Annotated in this window: 22 protein-coding genes; 7 read left to right on the top strand and 15 right to left on the bottom strand. The window is 40.8% G+C overall.

All coding sequences use genetic code 11. The features are described from left to right. Positions 1-77 precede the first annotated feature (77 nt). Positions 78-941: a flagellar hook-basal body protein gene (locus EHQ64_RS03105; protein ID WP_135648050.1), complete on the bottom strand. Its 864-nt coding sequence runs from the start codon at positions 939-941 to the stop codon at positions 78-80. A 714-nt stretch (positions 942-1,655) separates the two neighbouring features. On the opposite strand from EHQ64_RS03105, the gene EHQ64_RS03110 reads away from it, so the two are divergent. The 6 genes from EHQ64_RS03110 (at position 1,656) to EHQ64_RS03135 (ending at position 7,333) form a co-directional block, all read left to right on the top strand. Then, positions 1,656-2,906, top strand: coding sequence for an ATP-grasp domain-containing protein (locus tag EHQ64_RS03110; RefSeq protein WP_135648051.1), 1,251 nt, complete (start codon positions 1,656-1,658; stop codon positions 2,904-2,906). After that, a complete protein-coding gene (locus EHQ64_RS03115) occupies positions 2,893-3,528 on the top strand; it encodes a class I SAM-dependent methyltransferase (RefSeq protein ID WP_135648052.1) in 636 nt (211 codons plus the stop codon). Before EHQ64_RS03110 ends, EHQ64_RS03115 begins: the two co-directional genes overlap by 14 nt. Further along, positions 3,504-4,391, top strand: a complete 888-nt coding sequence (locus tag EHQ64_RS03120; RefSeq protein ID WP_210410806.1) for a class I SAM-dependent methyltransferase — start codon at positions 3,504-3,506, stop codon at positions 4,389-4,391. The genes EHQ64_RS03115 and EHQ64_RS03120 overlap by 25 nt, the downstream gene beginning before the upstream one ends. Beyond that, positions 4,388-6,640, top strand: coding sequence for a YhjD/YihY/BrkB family envelope integrity protein (locus EHQ64_RS03125; protein WP_135648054.1), 2,253 nt, complete (start codon positions 4,388-4,390; stop codon positions 6,638-6,640). The genes EHQ64_RS03120 and EHQ64_RS03125 overlap by 4 nt, the downstream gene beginning before the upstream one ends. Before the next feature lie 9 nt (positions 6,641-6,649). Continuing rightward, positions 6,650-6,859: a superinfection immunity protein gene (locus EHQ64_RS03130; protein ID WP_246048563.1), complete on the top strand. Its 210-nt coding sequence runs from the start codon at positions 6,650-6,652 to the stop codon at positions 6,857-6,859. 72 nt (positions 6,860-6,931) lie between these two features. Then, positions 6,932-7,333 carry a VOC family protein gene (locus tag EHQ64_RS03135; RefSeq protein WP_135648055.1) on the top strand — a complete coding sequence of 134 codons (402 nt, stop codon included), beginning with the start codon at positions 6,932-6,934 and terminating at the stop codon, positions 7,331-7,333. Positions 7,334-7,350: 17 nt separating this feature from the next. Here EHQ64_RS03135 and EHQ64_RS03140 read toward each other — a convergent pair whose 3' ends face one another. The 8 genes from EHQ64_RS03140 to EHQ64_RS03175 form a co-directional block, all read right to left on the bottom strand. Continuing rightward, a complete protein-coding gene (locus tag EHQ64_RS03140) occupies positions 7,351-8,307 on the bottom strand; it encodes a sensor histidine kinase (RefSeq protein ID WP_135648056.1) in 957 nt (318 codons plus the stop codon). A gap of 1 nt (position 8,308) precedes the next feature. Next, positions 8,309-8,578: a hypothetical protein gene (locus EHQ64_RS03145; RefSeq protein WP_135648057.1), complete on the bottom strand. Its 270-nt coding sequence runs from the start codon at positions 8,576-8,578 to the stop codon at positions 8,309-8,311. A gap of 138 nt (positions 8,579-8,716) precedes the next feature. Next, the gene (locus tag EHQ64_RS03150) at positions 8,717-9,121 is read right to left on the bottom strand and encodes a DUF2721 domain-containing protein (protein WP_135648058.1); all 405 of its coding nucleotides are present in this window, start codon (positions 9,119-9,121) and stop codon (positions 8,717-8,719) included. 52 nt (positions 9,122-9,173) lie between these two features. Beyond that, on the bottom strand, positions 9,174-10,916 hold the full coding sequence (locus tag EHQ64_RS03155; RefSeq protein ID WP_135648059.1) for a sulfatase family protein: 1,743 nt from the start codon (positions 10,914-10,916) through the stop codon (positions 9,174-9,176). A gap of 12 nt (positions 10,917-10,928) precedes the next feature. Next, positions 10,929-11,744, bottom strand: coding sequence for an SDR family oxidoreductase (locus EHQ64_RS03160; protein ID WP_135648060.1), 816 nt, complete (start codon positions 11,742-11,744; stop codon positions 10,929-10,931). A 1-nt stretch (position 11,745) separates the two neighbouring features. Continuing rightward, the gene (locus tag EHQ64_RS03165; protein ID WP_135648061.1) at positions 11,746-12,693 is read right to left on the bottom strand and encodes a fumarylacetoacetate hydrolase family protein; all 948 of its coding nucleotides are present in this window, start codon (positions 12,691-12,693) and stop codon (positions 11,746-11,748) included. 9 nt (positions 12,694-12,702) lie between these two features. Continuing rightward, positions 12,703-13,806 carry a VOC family protein gene (locus EHQ64_RS03170; RefSeq protein ID WP_135648062.1) on the bottom strand — a complete coding sequence of 368 codons (1,104 nt, stop codon included), beginning with the start codon at positions 13,804-13,806 and terminating at the stop codon, positions 12,703-12,705. Continuing rightward, positions 13,803-15,407 (bottom strand): FAD-dependent monooxygenase, encoded by a 1,605-nt coding sequence (locus tag EHQ64_RS03175; RefSeq protein ID WP_135648063.1) that lies wholly within the window; start codon positions 15,405-15,407, stop codon positions 13,803-13,805. The genes EHQ64_RS03170 and EHQ64_RS03175 overlap by 4 nt, the downstream gene beginning before the upstream one ends. 184 nt (positions 15,408-15,591) lie before the next feature. Between EHQ64_RS03175 and EHQ64_RS03180 the strand changes: the two genes are divergently transcribed. After that, positions 15,592-16,173 (top strand): TetR/AcrR family transcriptional regulator, encoded by a 582-nt coding sequence (locus EHQ64_RS03180; protein WP_135648064.1) that lies wholly within the window; start codon positions 15,592-15,594, stop codon positions 16,171-16,173. On the opposite strand, the gene EHQ64_RS03185 is transcribed toward EHQ64_RS03180, so the two are convergent. The 6 genes from EHQ64_RS03185 to EHQ64_RS03210 form a co-directional block, all read right to left on the bottom strand. Beyond that, positions 16,170-16,643, bottom strand: coding sequence for a rod-binding protein (locus tag EHQ64_RS03185; protein WP_135648065.1), 474 nt, complete (start codon positions 16,641-16,643; stop codon positions 16,170-16,172). The two genes, EHQ64_RS03180 and EHQ64_RS03185, sit on opposite strands and share 4 nt — an antisense overlap. Beyond that, positions 16,640-17,704, bottom strand: coding sequence for a flagellar basal body P-ring protein FlgI (locus tag EHQ64_RS03190; RefSeq protein ID WP_135648066.1), 1,065 nt, complete (start codon positions 17,702-17,704; stop codon positions 16,640-16,642). The genes EHQ64_RS03185 and EHQ64_RS03190 overlap by 4 nt, the downstream gene beginning before the upstream one ends. Continuing rightward, a complete protein-coding gene (locus EHQ64_RS03195; protein WP_135648067.1) occupies positions 17,701-18,366 on the bottom strand; it encodes a flagellar basal body L-ring protein FlgH in 666 nt (221 codons plus the stop codon). Before EHQ64_RS03195 ends, EHQ64_RS03190 begins: the two co-directional genes overlap by 4 nt. A gap of 1 nt (position 18,367) precedes the next feature. Further along, positions 18,368-19,276, bottom strand: a complete 909-nt coding sequence (gene flgA / locus EHQ64_RS03200; RefSeq protein WP_135648068.1) for a flagellar basal body P-ring formation chaperone FlgA — start codon at positions 19,274-19,276, stop codon at positions 18,368-18,370. A gap of 5 nt (positions 19,277-19,281) precedes the next feature. After that, the gene (gene flgG / locus EHQ64_RS03205) at positions 19,282-20,079 is read right to left on the bottom strand and encodes a flagellar basal-body rod protein FlgG (RefSeq protein WP_135648069.1); all 798 of its coding nucleotides are present in this window, start codon (positions 20,077-20,079) and stop codon (positions 19,282-19,284) included. 450 nt (positions 20,080-20,529) lie between these two features. Beyond that, positions 20,530-21,681, bottom strand: coding sequence for a DNA methyltransferase (locus tag EHQ64_RS03210; RefSeq protein ID WP_210410807.1), 1,152 nt, complete (start codon positions 21,679-21,681; stop codon positions 20,530-20,532). Positions 21,682-21,684 lie beyond the last annotated feature (3 nt).

The following is a 21,684-nucleotide window of genomic DNA, read 5'->3' on the forward strand; positions in this document are numbered from 1 at the left end:
TTGGACTCGATGTGTTGGCGCCAATTTCTACTCATGCGCCGCAAGCGGCGCCTGTGAGGATTGGTGCGAAGGGATTTCTACCTTAATACATCACTCAGGAGCTTCCCGAGCATCTGATCTTGGGTCTGAACAGTTTTCTGATTCGCCTCATAAGAACGGTTGACCTCGATCATTTCCACCATCTCGGTCACTACGCTTACATTAGAAGCTTCTAAATAACCTTGCAGAACGGAAGGTTCTTCTTGTAATAAAAACGGTCTTGGTTCACCGGACTCTTGAGTGTCGTTATAGAATGAATCCCCTTCTTTGTCTAAGTGACGAGGGTTTTCTACAGTGCGGATCTTAATACGATCCAGAAGAACAGGAGTTTCGTATCTATTCTTATCAGCACCAACAGAATTACGAGGATCGTTCCCGATCTCACCGTTGATCCAAACTTCACCGTTTTCTTTGATCAAAAAATTTCCTCTGGCAACTTTGATGAGACCATTCTCTCCCATCAAAGGAAAACCTTGAGGAGTCACCAAGTAACCGTCTGTGTTCAAAACGAATGCACCCGATCTGGAAAGTCTTTCTCCACGATTGGTCAATACGCTAAAAAATGCAGGATGTTCTGTGCCGGGTCTATCTTGTAACATCAGATCGAAAGGATTATCGGTCTTCTTCACCGCACCTTGTTCGAATCTCGTATAAATTTCATTCACCTCGGCACCTAATCCAAGTTTGCCGACAACCGGTGCAGTATCAAAAGAACCCATCGGAACCTTCCCGACTCCGTCTTCGTTGAATCTATGAATTAAAAGTTCCGGAAAAGTTTTAAAAAGAGTCGTGTCCCTTTTGAAAGCGGTCTTATCCACGTTCGCCAAATTATTCGAGATCACATCCATACGAGTTTGTTGGACGATCATCCCATTTGAGCCAGTGTACATTCCTCTAAGCATTCTAAACTTCCCCCGCTTCCTTATAAGGATCGGTGTTTTTAAAAAATCCCATTACAGTTTCTAAGACATAATCTAAAAAAATAAGAAGAGTTCTTCCTACATTTTGGCCGCCTCCCGCCAAAAGGCGGGACCGGGCTGCTACTGGTTCGGCTTTCGCCTCATCCCACCTTCGGTGGGACAAGCCCTTCGCATCCCTGGCGGGTTCTAATCGAAGGATCTTTACGAAAATAGAAGCTCCCACCGGAATCCAGAATCCACATTCCGAATTTTGAACCCGAGAACTATGCTTGATTATGTGAAAATTTTCTGATATAGGTGCCGAAGGCAATCCTCCCACGGGCCCACCTCCTCCACCCAAACTAGGGCGGGGGCCGTTTTGTAAAATTTGTGTTCGGTGGAGGGTCCAGTTTGTCAATGATAAGGGCTGACTCGTTTGATCTTGCGATCACCGACTCGCTTATGCGGTCGTATTCTCGCTCGCTATTGATCGCTGCGAATGGGCGGGGGCCGTTTTGTAAAATTTGTGTGGAACGCGGAATCCATATTCAGCGATGCTCGACTTGAGCAAGATTATTCTTATCTGGCTCTCTTTCAAAAGGGGCCCATAGAGAAAAAGAAAACAGCCCCGCTTGTAGGAGTTCCTACAGCCCGTATTTTGTCTCATTTCTAAAAAACCTTTGACATCTCTCCCTCTGAGAGCTATTTATCCGGGTAATGAAGAAAACAGGGTATTTTCTCTCCTTAGGAGCCGGTAAGAACCAGGTACCCTTGATCTCTGCTGCAAAGGCACTCGGATTAGAAGTAGCAGCAGTAGATAAAAACGATAAGGCCCCCGGATTTGCACTCGCAAGTCTTCGGATCATAGAGTCCACCTTCGAATACAGAAGGATCCTTAGAGCGGTTGCCGAAAATCCATTGCCTACTCCAATCATTGGGATCGGGACTAGATCTTTCGGAAAGGCAACTTATAGCACAGCCTATCTTGCAGAAAAATTAAAACTTAAATATGCAAGCACCGAATCGGTTCTGAAATTTTCTGATAAACATATATTAAAAGAAACCTTGGCCCCAAAAGGGATCCGAGTTCCAAAAGAGATCCCACATTCGGAGATCAAAGCAAAGACAAAATCTTTTCCTTATCCTTGGATCGTAAAACCGAGCCAAGGAAGCGGTAAATCCGGGATCCAACTCGTAGAATCTGATTCGGATCTAAAATCGATCTCTAATATAAGTTCTCCTAAAAAACCGAGTAAATCCAAAACTTCCGAAAATTCTCCTCACCAAGAAACCTGGATCTTAGAAGAATATATTCCGGGTCCTGAATATACTGTGCTCGGTCTCGTAGACCAAAACGATTTTCATTTAGTGAATATTTCCTTAAAGGAAACTTCTTCTTTTCCTCCTTTTTTGGAAGCGGCTCATAGACTTCCATTTCCAAAAACAGAATTGGAAGGAGAGATCAAGATGTTATGCCGTGCAATCGCAAAGGCAACAGGCCTAAAAAATTGTCCTTTCGTAGCAGAATTCCGCTTAGACCAAAATGGGGAATTAGTGCTTATAGAAGCCGCTCCGGAAGTAGGCGGAGAATATCTCGCGGATGTTTTGGTGCCTGGTTATTCCGGTTACGATTATTTTACCAATTTGGTAAAACTTTTGGTCGGAGAGCCGATCACCCCTCCTCCATCTAGTTTAGAAATTCCTAAAAAACTAAAATCTCAAGTACGTTTCGATATCCCTCCCAGAGGGATCTCTGTTTTAAAATCTTGGGAGAATTTTCCATCACAGTATGGAGAGACCCTGCTTCTTAATGAAAATTTGAAAGAACTAGGTTCCAAATTGGATACTTCTCTTGGAAATGAAACTAGGACCAGAGTGATCTGTTTAAAAACCAAAGGTTCTCATTCCGAAGAAGAATGGAATGGAACAGTCAGAAATCGTTTGAAGGCGGATTATGAAGCCCGCTGATCATCCTTCCAAAGAAGCTTGGGAAACTCATTACACTAGACCTAAAGCAAAACTTTCTTATCCGGACGAAAACTTAGTCAGAATGTTATCCAGGATCTCCCCTTCTTCTTCAAATCCAAAAGCATTAGACTTCGGGACCGGTTCCGGAAGACATTGTATCTTACTAAAAGATTTCGGTTATGAAGTATCCGCTGCGGACTACAGTGAGAATTCAATACAAAACGTAAAAGATTCTTATCCTTGGGCAAAAACATTTCTTCTAAACTCCCCTCCCTATCCTTTTTCGGATGATGATTTCGACCTCATAGTAAGTTGGGGAGTTCTACATTATAATTCTCCGGATCTCGCCAAATCGATGTTAGATGATACCTTCCGTATTTTAAAAAAAGGAGGTTATCTCGCAGCTTCTGTTAGAGCGGAAGGAGATACTCACTTAAAAGCGGAAAAAGGAAAGATCGGAACTACAGATCTAGCCGGTGGTTCTACTTGGTTTTATTCCAAAGAAAATATTCAAGATCTACTTCAAAACTTTTCTTCTTTCGAACTAGGTTATACTGAAAGAACTCCTTTGGGCAAATTGGATGAGAGGATCTGCCATTGGATCTTTCTAGCGAAAAAGTAATCCAATCGGAATGCCCTCTCGAAGGAAATTGCAAATGGGAGTCCCTATATACTTCCGATTTTGGGGATTTCAATCTTCCTATCCAAGTTTGTAAAACCTGCGGATTCCAAGCACAGTTCCCAAGACCGGAGCCTGAATCTTTATACACCGAAGAATATTATACAGGGAATCAAAACTTTACTTACAAAGACGAAAGAATTACCGAAAAATTCGATCGTTATGTTTGGTTCTCTCGTTTGAAAAATATTTCCAAATTTAGATCCGACGGAAATTTCCTGGATATAGGTTGTTCTTTTGGAGGTCTTCTTCAATGCGCGAAAGAAAAAGGTTATGTTCCGTATGGCGTGGAAATTTCTCCTTATTCGGCTAAACAAGCGGAAACGAGAGGATTCAAGGTCTGGCAGGGTCAATTTTTGGACGCGGATATTCCTGAAAATTTTTTCGACGTGATCACACTCATTGAAGTGATAGAACATTTAGAGAATCCTAAAAAAGTATTCGATAAACTTTCAAAAGTCCTTAAACCGGGCGGATTACTTCTCATTCAAACTGCAAATTTTGATGCGTGGCAGGCAATAAACTCAGGAAACAAATACCATTATTATCTTCCAGGGCATGTGTATTATTATTCTGCAAATTTACTTCGTAAAATTCTTGCCAGACGAGGCTTTGAAAGACAAATTACCTACCTCGGAGTGGACTTCCCACTTCTTGCAAAACTTTTGAAGTCCAGAGGTAGTTTTTCCTCTTGGAAAGATTATTTGAAATGGTTCCGAATAGGATTCTATCATTTCAAAAGTAAACTTTCCAAAAAAGGAAAACCTCTTACGTCTTCTATGGTACATTACGCGATTAAGAAATGAATTCTCATCCGAATACAAAGTATAGTAAAGTTTTCGATTATATTCCGGACGCAAGTTTTGGGAGAAAGATCAATTTTAGCATTCGAGTTCTTGCAGCTTCCGCATATAGATTTGTCAAAGACGAATGTCTGATCAAGGCTTCCGGGATTTCTTATACCACAATCGTGTCTTTAATCCCAATGCTCGTGGTTGCACTTTCTCTTCTCACGATCACCTCCGGATTGGACAATCGAAAAGAAGAAATATTCGATAAAATTAATGCGTTTTTCTTGAGCAATAATATCAACCTGGATATCAATCCTTACTTGGATACTTTAGGAGAATTGATAGACGCAGCAAGACAGATCGGAGCGATCGGATTCATTTTACTCGTATTCTCCGCCACCACTGTCCTAAGAGCATTGGAAAACTCCTTCAATTCTATCTGGAGGATCGAGGAAAAAAGATCTCTTCTACAAGAATTCGTTTTTTATTTTTTCGTTCTCTCCATCGGTCCCTTGCTCTTGGTGATCGGGGACAATCTTGCTAAAAAAGTAACCGATGTATTTCGCCCTCCTCATTATCTAAGTATGGATAAGGATCCGGAAAATCGTATTTGGATCTCTGGGGAAAATGGAACTCTTCTTCGGTTAGATGCGGGTTTAAAGCAGGATTATTATTTGGATGAAAAGGATATAGATCTGAAAAATATTCGATGCCTGGATTCGTTCGGTGTTCGAATGGATTTCTGTGAAAAGCCGGATATCTCCCAAGAAAACTTCGTAAGAGTTCTAGTAAAGGATTCAAAAATTTACGCGCTTTCGGCAAAAGGCCTTCTTCTTTCCAAACCTGTGGACGGTTCAGTTTGGAATGCAATCTATTTCGACAATTCAAACTTTAAAGATTTCGAATATATTAACGAAGGTAATTTTTACCTCATATTCTCCAACGGAGAACTTTTACATTTCTTTACACAAGGAAGAAGTTATAAACCTGTTTTCCCAAATGTACTCAGGATCAGAGCAAACCGAGTCTATTTCCCGGAACCCTATCTAGGTTATATCGCAGATGAGGACGGTCATGTTTGGAAAAGCGAAGACGGCGGCTATAATTGGAACTCTACTAAAATCACAGGTCACGGGCTTAAAGATATCCATAGGACCAAACCTGGAGAACTTTTCGTAACTGGAGAAAGAGGTTCCGTTTTCAAAACGGAAGATGGAGGTTACTCCTGGAAAAACCTCAGCCATAAACGTTATACCTTTAGTAAAGTATGGTCGGTAGAAAACGAAGAGTCTGCAGATATATTCTTATTGGATGCCCTTGGAAATATCCTAGTTTCCATTGATGAGGGAGAACATTGGAATACTTTCTATGTCCCAGCCAGGGGAAAAGTATTTGCATCCGTATTACTCGACAGAAGTGAAAATGGAAGATTCCGCCTTTTGAATATAGGCGAATACAGAAAGATTAGTCTTTCAGAATATAAGGATGTAAAATACGAGACTTTGATACTCCAAGGAGGAGAGTCAGTATTCTCGCCTTATAATATTTTAAAATTCTTCTTCCCTTTGATCGGGATCTGGCTTTTCTTTTTAGCTCTTTTCACACTGATCCCCAATACCAGAGTTCCAATTCGAGCATCTGCATGGGGAGCAGGTTTCACGAGCGTGATCTTTCTTGCATTTTTATACGGATTCAAGGTGTATATCACTTCCTTTTCCGAAACCACTATGATCGTTTATAAGGCATTGGCTTCGATTCCTATCTTCTTGATCGGGATCTACTCCCTATCTCTAATCGTACTCTTCGGGGCAGAAGTGACTGCATGCGTTCAATTTCCTGAGAGATACTACGCACCTTTCCAATTAATAGAAGAACATCACACTTCTTATAGTTACGAATTCAGAAAATTGATTGGGGTTCTAAAAGCGGTCTATTCAGTGCAAAAAGAAAATAAAGTAGCTCCGAGAAACAAGGACCTCGCTTTACGATCAGGACTACACGCAGAAGAAATCCCGCGGTTAACTAAAACATTATCCGAAGTTGGCCTACTTGTGGAAACAAATGAAGGTGGAGCTTGGCTTCCGGTTGTTTCTGGAGAAGATTTGAGCTTAGGAGATTTTTACCGCAGGATCCCTGAACCACTTTTAAGGGAAGACGCTTCTTTCAAAGTATATCCCGAAAAAGTGAAAGAGAAGATGGAGAAAGCAGAAAATTCCCTACAGAAAGATCTAGACTCCATCCATTTCAGAGACTTGATTGAATAGGGACAAAACATGGTATTAGCGCTTATTGCAAATCTTGGTATATTCGAATTGATCTTTATTCTTTTTCTATTAGGGATCTATTTCATTCCCTCCATAATTGCTTGGGTCAAAAAGAACAATTTCACTCTTGTAATTCTGATCAATGTATTTGCAGGCTGGACTGGGATCGGATGGATCGCCGCATTTGTTCTCTCCGTCGTAAAAATAAAATCTAAGTAAATTTCTTTCGAAAAGTACTTGAGAATCCTTTAATTAGAATGAAAATCCTTCGGAACTAAAAGTAGGGATGTTATGGTAAAACAACTTTTCGTAAACCTAGGAATAAAAGATTTAAATAAGACTGTCGACTTTTTTACAAAGTTAGGTTTTACATTTAACAAGGATTTTACGGACGAGACAGCCACTTGTATGATCATTTCAGAAAATATTTTCGCGATGCTCATCACGGAAGCAAAATTTAAAGAATTCGCTCCGAACCCACCTTCCGACCCTAAAAAGAATACGGAGGTTTTGCTCGCGTTGTCCGTAGAAAATAGAAGCCAAGTGGATGAGATGGTTCAAAAAGCCGTTTCTGCAGGTGGAAATACTTTTAACGAAGCTCAGGATCACGGTTTTATGTATGCTCATAGCTTCCAGGACTTGGATGGCCATGTTTGGGAAGTTTTTGCGATGGAAGGAACTCCTCCGAAATAATTAACCCCTGATCGTCCTTAAGGAAGAGAAAATATAAGACCTTGTTTTCCTTCTTTAGGGATGATAATTCGGATACTTGTCCCCTGTTTAGAATCGACCCTTACATTTCCTCGGATCTGTAAAACCAAACTTTCTACCAATTTCATTCCAATCCCTACATTTTCCTGCAACACTGCGGGCTCCGCTAAACCTTTTCCAGAATCAGAAACACTCAATATTATATTTTTATCATCTTGTTCCAAACGAACTGAAACTTCTCCGGCCTCACCTTCAAAAAAAGCATGTTTTAGTGCATTCGTTACAAGCTCATTCAATATCAATCCCAATGGCATTGCGCGGTCAGGGTCCAATTTAATATCCTTATCCATCTCGGCTTTTACAGAAATCTTACTCGAATCTGTTTTATAAGTAACTTCTAAATTTTGGATCACAGATTTTAAAATAGAATCCGCACATATCTGTAACAAATTACTGGAATCATAGATCATCTGATGGATCTTCGCGATTGATTGGATTCGATTCTGAGCTATACGTAAAGCTTCCGAAATATTTTCAGTCCCTCTTCCGGAACCTTGCATAGAAAGAAGCCCTGAAACGATCTGCAAATTATTGTTCACTCTATGATGGATCTCTGTGAGTAAAAATGCCTTCTCTCTTAATTCGTCTTGTATCCTTTTTTGGTCCTTCTCTCTTTTTGTCTGTTCTTTATGCATCGAATCTACGTACAAGAAGATCAATAGGAACATTACAAAAAGATCTTTTGCAAAACCTTCGTAATCGTCCAATATATCACTGATCCCGGAATGTTCCAGAAAATTGGAAACGCATACGAAAAAACAAGTAATCAAAGCCGCAGAGGCAAAAAATCCAGGACCGACTAAAACATGTTTTCTTAAAATACTTTTGATCAATAGAACTAGGGCCGCTATATACAAAAAGAAGGTGATTACGTTTAGACCTGCGATCGGATTCATCTCAAACTTCCCTACGATCCGCAAAGTATATCTTAATGCCTGACAGAAAGAATATACCGGAAACTAAAAAGCTCGCGTGTTCCAAAAAATTCAGAGCGTCCGGCCAGAAAAAACCTTCCAACACGGTGAACAAGCTACTGAACCAAACACAGACGAATCCGAAGAATAAAAATTTATACTTAGGAATGAGACCGATCCGATACAAAGCAAATATCGTAACAAGACCGATCGTATCAAAAATGAGATTTAGGATTTCGCTAATTTGGATCATGAAAACCGAAAAAGGATTGTGTATCACCAAAGCGGCGAAGTCAATTCAGTTTTCAATAAACCTCAGCTCGGAAAACATTTCCTTCTGTAACGGATAACGGATGAAAAAGCCGCAAACCCTAAGCGAACGGCTAAAATTTTAACGGGGCGAATCCCAAGGAAATACGGCATGTATTTCTAACTCTAAGGCCCTCACAGAAAGTCGGATCTCCAACAAAGAATATACTAAAGAAGTCAGCATAGCAAATAAAGAAAGCCCGAAACAGATCCAAGCTCCTATATTCCAAACCGCGATAAATAAGATCGATGCTGTACAGAATGTCATACTTAAGATCCCGAATGTTTGAGAGAATCGGATATGTGAAATTCGTGTTACAAGATTTCGGACTTGGGCCTCGATATTCGGATCCTCTGATTCCCTATATTTATCCAACAATTGTCTAGTAAGTGAACTCAATCCTAAAAACCGATTTGTAAATGCAAGCATGAGAAGTGATATCGCCGGGAAAAGTATCCCGGGAGCATTATAACTCAAAGTGTCCATAACTTCCAATCGTTAGGTGACCTCCCAATTAATCAAATAGATTCAACTATAATTAGGATCCTTGGCGGGTCCATAAGAAGTCAGGGCCCGGCATCATTTGAGCCTCATCTTCTCCTACTTCCTTTTTAAACAAGGAGTTCGCCTTCTTAGCCATTTCCCATACCAATCCTTTGTTTTCCTGCAAATTCGCAAGATTCCTTTTTTCCAACGGATCCTTCTGAGTATCATATAATTCTAAATCATGATTTTCGAATAATTCCTGCTCCGTTTTCGGAAGTGAATGATCTAGAGGGCGGAAATACCTGGCAAATTTATATCTTCCATCGAATATTCCTCTCATCGAATGCCTTTCTTTCATCCCTTTCATGACAGGTAGATTTATAAGTTTCCAGGCCCTCTGAAAACCTTTTTCTTGAAATGCTTTTGCTATCAGCTCCGCGGTTTCGGCAGAACCGAACACCCGACTATCCCATTGATATAACGCAGAATCTCGTCCAGTTGAATATATATCTTTTCTATTTGTCGGAGTCATTGCCGGACTTAGATCTACCCCTTTCAAATCAGGGAATTGTTCTAACCTCTCCTTAGAAGAAAGGCCTGCAAAACCGAGTAAGGTAGGAACAATATCAATTTGGCTGGCTAAAGCATTCGTATCATTTCCAGATTTGATATCGGGATGATAAATAGCAAAAGGAACAGAGGCACTTTCTCTATAGATAGTATTTCCTTTTCCTCTTAATCCATGAGCACCCGAAAGTTCTCCATGATCCGAGCTGAACACCACTATAGTATTATCCCATAAACCTTTATTGTCCAATACATCTAAAACAGTTCCGATATGAGAATCGACATCCCTCAAACAATTCAAATAGTAGTTTTCGTGATTTTTCCACCCTTCAATATCGTCTAACGGTATTCGACCCAAAGTCACATCCATAACATCTTTAAAGATTTTATGTGCCTTCGGTTTATCAAAATCCCCTTTTTCTCCAAAATTTTCAGGCAAAGGTAATCCCAGTTTTTCTGAATATAAAAAATGGTTCGGGGCCTTAGAAATGCTCTCTCCGATCATAGGATTATAAACATAGGTTTCTAATTGACGCTTGCTTGCCAAAAAGAACATGATATCGTGCGGATTCAGGAAATTGACAGCGGCGAACCAAGGTCTTTTCGAATATTTTCTTTTCTCAAGAAACTTTGATGCGGCAAAGGCTGTTTTATAATCTTTTTTATGACCTCCCTGAACACCTTCTATTTCAGAATCTTGATCTGTAATTTCAAAACCGTAACTACGAAACAAGGAGCTCATCTTGTCTTTTCCCATGGGCCTGTCCCAAGGAAGATGTGTTAGGTGCCATTTTCCGAAATACGCGGTTTCATAACCTAGATCCTGAAGCATAGTTCCGATCGTAGGAACATGAGAATAGAGATCGTGGGCGAATGGGATAGGAACATTTTCGTAAACCCCATTATATTGATAATGAAGTCCCGTATAAATATTTCCCCTCGCCATTGAACAAAGACCGGATACGTTTTGCATGCCGGAAAAGCGCGTAGCTTTTTCGTACAATCTTTCTCGATGAGAAAGTTTTAATCCGGAAGGAAGTAATGAGGGATGCCTCTCCTGGTCAGTCAAAATGAAAAGTATATTGGGCTGCTTCGATTTTCTTTTTGCAAATTGTCCACGGATCCTTTTGGAAAAAAGATCGTTTTTCCAGGTATATCCTAAACCGATTCCAGATAAGCCTAACAATCCGGCAGAAATCAAAAATGATTTGCGACTCATCTTCTTCATAATCGTTTCTCCTTAAGTGACTTTTGTCTTTGCTATGAAACTCGCAAAAATGTTCGGGAAATATTTGTGTAGGAAGATCCCGAATTTTTCCTTCGGGCCAGCGATGATCACTTCGTTTTTTTCGGATACGATCGCATTCAGGATTTCGGTCGCACATTCATTCGGATCAATTCCGTTCTGTATAGCTTCATCCATTTTTCCATGCTTAGATCCGTTTCCAGAGAGGGCGTTTTCCGATATTTTGGTTTTCACGAATCCCGGATAAACGAGTAATACTTTCAAATTATCATGATGATTTTCTGCTCTAAGTGATTCATAAAATCCCGTTAATGCGAATTTAGTCGCGGAATAACCGGATCTAAGAGGAACTCCGAATTTTCCTGCAACACTTGAGATAGAAACCACCCAACCTTTTTTGTTCTCTCTAAAATGAGGAAGTAAGGCTAGAGTTAATCCAATATTTCCTAAAAAGTTCACTTTCAAAATAGATTCATATGCAGACATGGAAGTTTCATGCGCTAATGAACGTTGACTAATCCCTCCATTATTGATGAGAACATCAACTTTTCCGAATTTAGTGATCACTTGCTCAGGTAAATTTTCCAAAGAATGATAGTTTTCCAAATCTAACGGAAGAACGAGAGAATTTTCTTCCGTCCATCCGGCCTCATCGCGAACTCGAGCCAATTCATCGATCCTTCTTGCAGATAAAACCAAATTAGCACCGGAACCTTTTAACTCGCCGACTAATGACTCTCCTATTCCAGAAGAAGCCCCAGTAATCCAAACAGTTTTCCCTTCAAAGAAAGATCCAAATTTTGTATCCATCTCAGGATCCCTGTTCCACTCTAAGTATTTGGTCTCCCAAATCGATCCTTCTATCTGCGCTACGAATAAAGGAACGTATAGTATCTCCAGGTTGAAGGTATTCGGATCGTTTCAATTGGCCTTTTACGAATAATTCCCATTTCTTTTTTTCAGGCAGAAGAGCGGCAATTTTCTGTAAAAGTTTTCCTGGCGCCCTCAATGCACAACCTGAAGGAGTTCCTGTAAGAAGAACATCACCAGGTTCTATATTACAAAAATGAGATAATTCTTTTATACTTTCCTCAGGATTAAAAACCAGATTAGCCGCAGTATCATGCTGTCTTACTCGATCGTTCACAAGAAGGGTTAGTTCCAGATTTTTCCATAATTGAAAATCTCCCGGCTCTAAAACGGAAAGTACCGGACCCGCAGGTAGAAATGTTCGGTAGGATTTTCCTTTGTACCATTGTAATTGTGGAAGTTGTATATCCCTTGCTGATATATCGTTGGCCATAAAGAAGGCCGCGACGTATTCCGAAACTTCTCCCGAGTTTTTGCTCCAAGGCTCTCGGATCGATTTTCCGAAAACAAGGCCCAATTCGATCTCATAGTCCAATAACTGGACTTGTTTCGGACGGATCACTTTTCCAAGTGGAGAAGTCAAAGAAGCATCCGATTTACTGAAGAATAAATTATAATTTTTTTCATCAGGGTCCAATCCGGATTCGATCAAATGTTGTCTGTAATTTGCACCTTGACAAACCACTTGGCAAGGTGTAGTGATCGGAGAAAGGATCTCCAATTCTTCCGGAGAATAAAATTTTGGACCTGCAGACGGATTGTTCTTAAAAAATTCCAGAAACTCTCTCGTATTTAATTCTCCAGCTTCTAGAGGAAAAACTTTTCCTTGTTTCCATTCTCCCCAATTGATACTGTCATTCTTTTTGAAACGTATAAAATTTTTTGCCATAAGATTTCCTTAATATTTAATCCAAGTTCTAGGAGAAATATCCGCGACCTTCTTCAATTCCATCAGAACACGTATAGAGATCTGCCTTCCGGAAAGGATCCCTTTCCATAATTCCAGCAATTTTCGAAGAGAAAGTTTTGTGTCTAAAAAATCTTTAGGCATATCTTCTCCCCATTGATATAGGCTTTTTCGATTTATCAAATGGATCCCAGTAGGGACCGAGTTATCGAATTTATCTCCGTCGGCATAGTGTTCCACTAACATACCGGAAGGGTCTCTATGATAATCGAAAATTTGACTCCCGAGTAAATGCCTTCCGATCCCCCAACTAGAGCGATGCCCTTTTTCTAAAAGCCATTCTCTTCCCTTTGCAACTTCGTCCAGATCATCCAATTCGAAGGCGCAATGTTCCAAACTATCAGTGACCCCGGAAGCGATTACTATGGAATGATGATCCGATAGAGTCTCTCCTCGATCGAATCTTAAAAATACGATTACAGGCTCCTTGGATCCCGGAAGGATCTGAATATCGGAAGGGATCATTCCGAAAGTATCACAGTACCAAGAAGCATTCTTTAGAAATTCCTGTTTAAAGAAAACTGCATGTCCTAGTCGAATAATTTTTGCAGGCCTAGATTCATAAGACCTTGGAAGATTGGCTCTTGAGGACTCTCCAGGATAATTCCAAAGTTCTTTAGATGGATCGACTTGATTTTTGTTCTTTTCTTCCGAAACATACATTATATCTACTGGAAGCCCGGAAGGATCTATTAGAGTCACGCATGGAATGGAATTGATACGCCCTTCTCTCAGAAATTCTGCATTAGGAAGCGCCTTCAACCTTTCGAAATCATCTAAAGAATTTACATAAATTCCTAAACCGATTAAAAAGTCCCTGTCGGCCTTTTCCAAGGACCAACAGGGTAGATCGGAGCTATTTCCACGAAACAAGATCCGGTCTTCTTTTTTCTCCATTAGATCTAATCCGAAATCTTGATAGTATTCGGTGGCAGATCCCAAATTTTTCCTACCTAATCTTATATAAGCGATGTCTGCAGCCTTGCTTAGAGGATGATCGGATCGAACAGGACAAGCTGACTGAATTTGTTTCATGGCGATTTTCCTTGGTGAATATCCAGATATTTTAAGATCATATCGTTAGCTTCTTCCATGCAGAATGCGGCAGCAATGATCCGATCCGGGCGAACGATGACGAAACGATCCACTCCGCCGAAATAACGTGAAAAAGAAGAAGTGATATCTTCCGCGTCAGAGGGATAATATTCCGCCAATTGTTGCTGGCTTGTCAGAAAACAATACTTTCCACCTATCGATTCCCATCTTTCTTTTGATCCCGAATTCATTACGGATAATGGATGTTTACCGTAACCTATAAGGATTGTATCATTTCCCAAAAGAAGATCCGAAAACACGATTTGCCCTTCCGGCAATTTTACAGGAAATTGAGGAAACGAAGATCCTGGCAAAACATCAGATTTTCGTAATTTTCCTTTTTTTAGAAATAGACCTTTTTTGAATGAATTATCTGGTTTGATCCTCAGATCGGAGAGATAAGGACGCAAAGGAGAATAGTATAAAATTTTAAAGATAAGATCCCGGACGAGCGCGGTCGCCTTGTTCCGGGTCATAATGATGGACCCCAAAAACACAGCCAATCGTATCATCTTTTTTGCATGTGATTTCCTTTCTAAATGATAGCTGGAAAGAATTTTATGAGAAGCAGTACCCTTTAGAACAGCAGAGATCTTCCATCCTAAATTAAATGCGTCCCTCATTCCACTTACAAGTCCTTGGCCTGCAAAAGGAGGAGTGAGATGAGCTGCGTCCCCTAAAAGATAAACTCTTCCCTTTCCCATACAGTCCGCAGTCTTGGCTTGGAATCTGTATACAGCAGTTCTTTCCACATTCATCGAGGAAACATCACCCCAAGGTTTCATGAGTTCCGCTACCTTTCCTGGCTTCTCCATTTCTTCCTTGGTTTCGCCTTTCTTTAGTAGGAACTCCCACCGTTGTGAACCGTTCGGTCCAGGAACATGAGCGACCGGCCTTTTAGGATCACATAAAAATTCAACAGTGTCCCAGACCTTCCCAAGGTTTGCTACATCCAAGATCAACCAGTCTTCTTTGTACGAAGATCCTTGTAGTTTCCAGCCTTGTTTAGTTCTCACGGAACTATGAGCTCCGTCACAACCTAGTAAAAATCCGGTATTGATCCTATATTCTACATCTTTACATTTTACCCTGACCGCGATTTCGGGATCATATTCCTTATGATCCAAATAGATACATTCTGACCAAAGACTTACCTGATCAAATCTCTCTAACCCCTTTCTTAGTATTCTTTCCAAAGAAGGTTGATAAATAGAAACAAGCCTAGGATGTCCATCGAGAGAACCGGACGAATTGATCTTCGCGAGGGGCCCTCCCAGGGGAGAAATCATTTCTACTCCAGAGATCGCAGGCATAGTACGAGCTGCTTCTTCTTCTAAACCAATAGCCTGTAAAATTCTTAATGCATCCTGATCCAAAGAAATTGCTCTCGGGATCTCTAAAATCCCGGGGTTTTGATCGATCACAAGAGTCGGAATTTCGTACATACCAAGCAGATTCGCCGTAAGAATTCCTACGGGCCCCGCCCCCACAATCACCACATTCGGCCTTTCCGTTTGAGAAAAATATGAGATATCTCTCATTTTTTAGTAATTCCTCATAAATGAGGACTAGATCAAATTCAAAAAGAAAGGTCAATTACATTTTTGAGAGATCTCTCAAAAATGTAATTGCGGAAAGATAGATAGACTCGTATATATTCAAGGAATGCCCTCAGTCCCCAAAAAGAAACTACTCCCAAAACGGGAAAGAACCCGCGCACAGATCATGAAAGCGGCGCTACGTCTATTCGCTCAAAAGGACGCGGCAGAAACTTCTATTGCGGAAGTAAGTGCAGAAGCGGAAGTCGCAAACGGAACCTTCTATAATTATTTCAAAACGAAGGAAGAATTACTAGAAGCCTCCTCTCTTGCGTTGATCGAAGGTCTCGCTGAAGAAGTGGAAACAGGTATGAAAGACCTAAAGGATCCTGCAGAAAGAATGGCACTCGCAGGGATCCTATTCTTCAAAAAAGCCAGAAAAGATTTCGATTGGGCTTGGGCTTTGATCCGAATCGCGGCAGTCGCTCCCAGAATGAGCGATTTATTATTAAGTTATCCGAGAAACGATCTAAAGAACGGGATTAAATCCGGAAAATTCCAAATCGAATCGGAGGAATCCGCTCTGGGTTTGTTTGTAGGAGCATTACATTATGGGATTCGTAATATTCTGGAAGACCGTGCAAAAGATATTACCCATGACCGGGAAATGATGACTCTTGTATTAAAAAGTTTCGGAGTAAGTCCTCAGGCTGCAAAAAACATTTCCGCAAAAGGATTTGTTAGAGCCTGGGAGAAGAACGAAAATTAAACTTTGGAGTTTAATTTGGAAATAGGTGGCAGATTCGAAGATAAAGATTGATAGATCTGTTCTGCAAGTCCCAAAGAAGAATTCGCGGAAAGGTTCTTAGAATACTCATCATACAACATATCTTCGAAAATTTCTTCAGCATAACCTCCGTCTATTAAGCCGGATTTATGAACTGTGGATTTCATTTCTTTCAACATCATCTTAACGAAGATAGATTCGAATTCAACCGATGCATCGTATAATTTTTTACGATACGGATCAGTGTTAATTTCTTCTTTGATATTATGAGGCATCTTCACTTCGGAAGAAGAAACTTTACCCGATAAAGTTTCGTTAAATTCTTCTCTTAGAGCTTCCGGAAAACTTTGGCCTGGCTTTACATTTTTTTCTTCTCTTAAAAGCCTTTGCACTTCCGGTCTTTCGGTTAAGTTCAACCTGTTCTGGTAGTCTTGGATCTTGTCTATCATTATTGGATCTCCAACTCTGCGTGTAATGCACCTGCAGCCTTTAACGCTTCCAAAATCGCAATGATATCTCTTGTAGAAGCTCCTACTTTATTTAGAGCTTCTACAACATCGGAGACTTGGGTTGCTTCTTCTATCACGAAGGATTCTTTTGTAGGAGGTTTCTCCCAAGTAAGACGTGTATTTCTTCTGTTCTTATCAGTAACGGAGAGACTTAAGCCCGATCTCGCAACTGCAACCTCGTCTATCGCGATATTTCCGCCCATCACGATGACCCCGGATCTTTCGTTGATCACAACTTTTGCCTTAGAACTGGACTCTACTGTAATGTTCTCCAGATCAGAAAGAAGATTTAAAAGTCCCGGAGACTTTGCAGAAAATCCAGCACCAACTTCTATCACAATCTCGGAAGGAGTTAATGCTTGGATGGAATCCGCTTTTAATCCGAATTTTTCCGGAACGGTTTCCTTGATACGATTCACTACATTATTCATCAGAGAGAAGTCTTGGCTATTCAAACGGATAACTACTCTTTGGCTGGAAAAAAAATCTTCCTTAAGTTCGGATTCTACAAGTGCTCCCGCATGAACGATACCGACTGTTTTTTTAGAAGCTCTTCCAAGTCCTGTACTAGTCTCCTTTCCGCCAAAGGAGATCACTCCGCTCGCAACAGCATAGATCTTATCATTCGCAGTTTTTAAAGGAGATTGTAAAAGGACCCCGCCTTCTAAAGATTTTGCATCTCCGATAGAAGACACGGTTACGTCCAGCCTGTCCCCTTTTCTTGCGTAGGAAGGAATATTAGCAGTAATTAATACAGATGCGATATTCTTAGTTTGTTCCGGTTTCAGATTCGCCTCTACTCCCAGGTTTTTGAGGTAATTTTTCATACTCTCAGTAGTCATAGGAGTTTTAGAATCCCCCGTTCCAGGAAGACCGACAACGATACCGTAACCGGTAATTTGATTATCTCGGATCCCTTCTATCTTAGCCAGATCCTTTAAACGAACTTCCGCACCGAAGATCGAAGTGGAGAATATTAGAAAAAGTAAAATCGCTTTTTTCATCTGGATTCTCCCAAAAGACGATTCAGTTGTTCCAGAATATATCTTTGTTTTTCTTCTTCCGAAAGTTCCGCTTTAACGGTTACTGTTCCATCCGGATTATTGACGGTTTTCAAAACGATCGGAGGTTGTAAATTTTTAGGTTCTATTCTTCCTGTAAATTGGATCTGCAAGTCAGCGATCCTGTCGGCATCTACAGAATTATCTCTCAAAATAAATTCAGGAGCAAGTCTTCCGGTTAAAATTACCTGAGAAGGCTCTCCATTATAAGTGGAAGATCTTTGTCCTTGTAAGGTCAAAAGACCTGTGTTAGGATCCACAGCAGTCACAACCGCAGTCAGATTACCTTTCAACTTACCGATAGATTTGATCTTTCCTTTATTCTTGTGAACGATCGTACGATCCGTAGTGTAAGCGGGATTGTCCGGGATCACTTTTTTATCCGGAACAGCTTTGATCGTGATATTCTCGTCTGCGGTAGATTCGATCTCGAAATCTGCAGTGAACCCTTCTTTCAATTTTACGAATATAGCGGTCCCCACTCTCAAATTTTGGCTTCTAGAATAAGGATTTTTATCCTGCCATTGAGAAAGTTCCTGGGAGAAAACGGCGATCATACCGGATAAAATTACAAATAGAAGTATTCGACTTAGATTTCGGATCATATCAATTCTCTAAAAGTACGGTTCCTTTTTCCACAACCCTAGCGGAAATTTTTCCTTCTTTTGAATGGGAAGAAACGTCCACAATTTCACCTATATTACCGGAACTTAATGCTTTCGTCTTGGACTTTATCATCAAATTCCCTTTGGTATATACTAAGTTCACGTCACCGCCCCTTTGTACATCGAAAAGGAATCTAAACTGTTTTTTGCGAAGAAGTTCTCCTGCCTGCATATCTCTAAGAGCGGTAGAGCCAAGGTCCTTTTCGGAAAGTCCGTCGGTAAAAGATTCTTCCATATAAACAGTTCTTTCTTCCAGATCTTCAGAGACTAACTTTTGTCCCTTATGGATCTCTCTTTTAGCAAAAAGAGCGCTCATTCTTCTTTCTAATTTGAACTTGATCCTTTGAGTATGGACCTTTCTATTCTCGAAATAAAAATCTAAAGACGCAACGATCTGTCCCGGATGGATCACTTGAGGAAGACCGGCCCATTTTAGATCCACACCTTGACTTGGGATCCATCTATCCCCGTTTAAGTAGGAAATTTTAAAATCCCCTTCCTTATCTTGAGGGAGTTTAGAAACTTCTTTTTTTAAACTGTCTTCCAGATCTTCCGGATCCAATTCGGAATTTAAAGGAAGGATCAAAGTCTCTTTTCCGGAAACAGGAACCCCTGGTAGGACTTCCTTCAAACTTTCAGGGCGAACTATAACAGGATTTTGTAAATTACGAATTACGATCTTATCTTGAACCCCGTCAGGGAGTTTTGCGATCTCGGACAATAAAACTTCCTTTTTCTGGGTCAGAAGTTTTCCGCGTAAATAAACCGCTTCCATACCTTCTACTTTTTCCGAACCGGAAACAAAAAGTCCGGCAAGAAGAAAGAATAAGATAAAAAAGCGGAAATTCATACTAATTAACGTTTCAGACCGATCGCAGTAGATAACATGTTGTCTGAAGTTTGGATAGCCTTGGAATTGGATTCGTATGCCCTTTGAGCAACGATCATATTCACCATCTCTTCCACGATTTTCACGTTAGACATCTCCAAGAAGCCCTGAAGAACATTTCCGAAACCTTCCATACCTGGAGTCCCTGGAATTTCAGGGCCGGAAGCAACAGTCTCTTGGAATAAGTTTTTACCGATCGCTTGCAAACCCGCAGGGTTCACAAAACGATAAAGTTCCACCTGACCGATCGCTGTAGGACGAATATCCGCACCAATCTTAACAGTTACTTCTCCCTGCTCGGAGATCATGAGTGTATTCAAAATTGCACCTTCAGGAAGGATCAAAGGAGGCTCCAACAAATAGCCGTTAGATGTTACCACTTGTTGGTTGGAATCGATCTTATAAGAACCGTCTCTGGTAAAAGCGAAACTACCATCAGGCATTTGGATCTTGAAAAATCCCATTTCGCTTGTGATCGCAAGATCCAATTTATTTCCAGTCGCTTGGAAGGAACCGATCTCGAATAATTTCTGGGAAGCAGCCGCCCTCACCCCGTGACCCACGTTCACACCGGTAGGGATCTCGCTCACTGAAGTAGCAGGAGTTCCTGCCAAAACCATATGTTGGTATACCAAATCCTCAAAATCCGCCCTGTTCTTTTTAAAACCGGTGGTATTCACGTTTGCCAAGTTGTTGGAAATCGTATCGATATGAAATTGCTGCGCGATCATTCCTGTCGCAGCGGTCCAAAGAGAACGCATCATTTGAGTTTATACCTCTGATCTCTTTACCTATCGGACATTCTAAAAATTTCCTCAGGGTATTTCGGCTTTTTTGAGACAAAATCCCGGTTTTTCGGCAGTGCGGTTCTCGGAAAAGTTTTCTAAAATTCCTGGATCAAATCTGAAAAACCCGAGACCAGGCTGCTACGGGTTTTTGAGCGACCCATAGGGAGCGAAAAACCCGTAGGGTTGCTGAATACAATGATGCAAAATCTTTGTCGGACACCATTATTTTAATTAGCACAGAAGCGAGCTCGCCTCATCCCGCCTCCGGCGGGACAAGCCCTTCGCATCCTTACCGCGTGAAGGAACTCCTACAATCAACTGTTGATAATTATTTCGCACAGAGCATACGGAGATCACAGAGCATAATTATTGAAGAGTTTACTTCTCAGTGAACCCTGTGTGCTCTGTGTGAAACTTTCGTATTTTTTACTTAAGATTACGGAATACTACACAACGATTGGAATTGGTTCCTTTTTCGTTATTGGAGACGTTCCAACAATTTGCAAGTTTTGTGAATTTCTGGTCATTGATGTACGTGTTTTCCCAGACAAGGCCGGTAGATTCCGCGCATTTGATCACATATTCGTCCAGGTTGAATACAGTTTTCCCTTTACGAACTTCTCCGACTTCCATCACAACTGTCCCGCCAGGTTTTACGACTCTAGAAAGTTCCGACAAGGTTCCTTGGATAAATTCACACCAACCCGCTAGTGTTGCGAAGATGCTAGGTTTTTGGTCCTTCTCTAGTTCAATATCTAAGAACCAATATCTAAGCCAGTTGTCCTCTTCGTAATTTACCTTATCCAGAAAAGGAGGACTGGTCACGACAAGATCCACGGAATCATCTTCCAAACCGAATAAATCCAAGGAAGAATGATTTGTGTAACGATTTCTGGAGGAAAACTCATGATAAAAAGGAGTGAGAGATTCTTTCAGATCTCTCTTCATCTTTTGCAAGATCCTAGGTTTGATCTCTCTGTAGTCCGGAACAACTCCCCTTTTTTCATTATTCTTCCTTTGAGCGGAAGGAGGAATGGAGATCTGAGGAAAACTATAAACTGAAAAAAAGCCGTTGCTATGTCCATGAAGCCTGGACAGAGCGGTTAGTCCCAAATATCTGAGTTCAGGAGAGTCTGAACCTATCAGGATCTTTTTCAGATTCTTGATCTCTTTTAAAGTATCTTTATGATAAAAATGTAAAAGGCCTTCGTCTTCTTTTTCCTCCTTGATCTTGGAGTTTAGATCCAAAGAATCCAAAGTTTTTTCCAATCTCTCCATAGAAGGAACGGTTTGTCTAGCCCCCGCTAAATATAAGGACATTGGACTGATATCATTATGGATCGCGGCATAACCTTCTAGGTTTGCCTGAACCGCGGTTGTTCCTCTTCCTCCGAACGGATCGAAAACGATTCCTTTTCTATGATCCAAATATTTCCCGATAAAAAAAGCGGGAAGCTCCGGTTTGAAGGAGGCTCTATAGCTGACCACGTAGTGGATCGGATGCGATTGTCTTTGTTTGGAAGTCCAAAATTCTCCGGTGAGTATCTTTCTTTCTTTTTTTCGAACTGCGCCGCTCATCCG

The organism is Leptospira sarikeiensis (assembly GCF_004769615.1).
Taxonomy (GTDB): Bacteria; Spirochaetota; Leptospiria; order Leptospirales; family Leptospiraceae; genus Leptospira_B; species Leptospira_B sarikeiensis.

Coding starts and splice junctions, on each gene's coding strand:
- EHQ64_RS03105 (WP_135648050.1), bottom strand. CDS start 941: ATGCTTAGAGGAATGTACACTGGCTCAAATGGGATGATCGTCCAACAA.
- EHQ64_RS03110 (WP_135648051.1), top strand. CDS start 1,656: ATGAAGAAAACAGGGTATTTTCTCTCCTTAGGAGCCGGTAAGAACCAG.
- EHQ64_RS03115 (WP_135648052.1), top strand. CDS start 2,893: ATGAAGCCCGCTGATCATCCTTCCAAAGAAGCTTGGGAAACTCATTAC.
- EHQ64_RS03125 (WP_135648054.1), top strand. CDS start 4,388: ATGAATTCTCATCCGAATACAAAGTATAGTAAAGTTTTCGATTATATT.
- EHQ64_RS03130 (WP_246048563.1), top strand. CDS start 6,650: ATGGTATTAGCGCTTATTGCAAATCTTGGTATATTCGAATTGATCTTT.
- EHQ64_RS03135 (WP_135648055.1), top strand. CDS start 6,932: ATGGTAAAACAACTTTTCGTAAACCTAGGAATAAAAGATTTAAATAAG.
- EHQ64_RS03140 (WP_135648056.1), bottom strand. CDS start 8,307: ATGAATCCGATCGCAGGTCTAAACGTAATCACCTTCTTTTTGTATATA.
- EHQ64_RS03145 (WP_135648057.1), bottom strand. CDS start 8,578: ATGATCCAAATTAGCGAAATCCTAAATCTCATTTTTGATACGATCGGT.
- EHQ64_RS03150 (WP_135648058.1), bottom strand. CDS start 9,121: ATGGACACTTTGAGTTATAATGCTCCCGGGATACTTTTCCCGGCGATA.
- EHQ64_RS03155 (WP_135648059.1), bottom strand. CDS start 10,916: ATGAAGAAGATGAGTCGCAAATCATTTTTGATTTCTGCCGGATTGTTA.
- EHQ64_RS03160 (WP_135648060.1), bottom strand. CDS start 11,744: ATGGATACAAAATTTGGATCTTTCTTTGAAGGGAAAACTGTTTGGATT.
- EHQ64_RS03165 (WP_135648061.1), bottom strand. CDS start 12,693: ATGGCAAAAAATTTTATACGTTTCAAAAAGAATGACAGTATCAATTGG.
- EHQ64_RS03170 (WP_135648062.1), bottom strand. CDS start 13,806: ATGAAACAAATTCAGTCAGCTTGTCCTGTTCGATCCGATCATCCTCTA.
- EHQ64_RS03175 (WP_135648063.1), bottom strand. CDS start 15,407: ATGAGAGATATCTCATATTTTTCTCAAACGGAAAGGCCGAATGTGGTG.
- EHQ64_RS03180 (WP_135648064.1), top strand. CDS start 15,592: ATGAAAGCGGCGCTACGTCTATTCGCTCAAAAGGACGCGGCAGAAACT.
- EHQ64_RS03190 (WP_135648066.1), bottom strand. CDS start 17,704: ATGAAAAAAGCGATTTTACTTTTTCTAATATTCTCCACTTCGATCTTC.
- EHQ64_RS03195 (WP_135648067.1), bottom strand. CDS start 18,366: ATGATCCGAAATCTAAGTCGAATACTTCTATTTGTAATTTTATCCGGT.
- flgA (WP_135648068.1), bottom strand. CDS start 19,276: ATGAATTTCCGCTTTTTTATCTTATTCTTTCTTCTTGCCGGACTTTTT.
- flgG (WP_135648069.1), bottom strand. CDS start 20,079: ATGATGCGTTCTCTTTGGACCGCTGCGACAGGAATGATCGCGCAGCAA.
- EHQ64_RS03210 (WP_210410807.1), bottom strand. CDS start 21,681: ATGAGCGGCGCAGTTCGAAAAAAAGAAAGAAAGATACTCACCGGAGAA.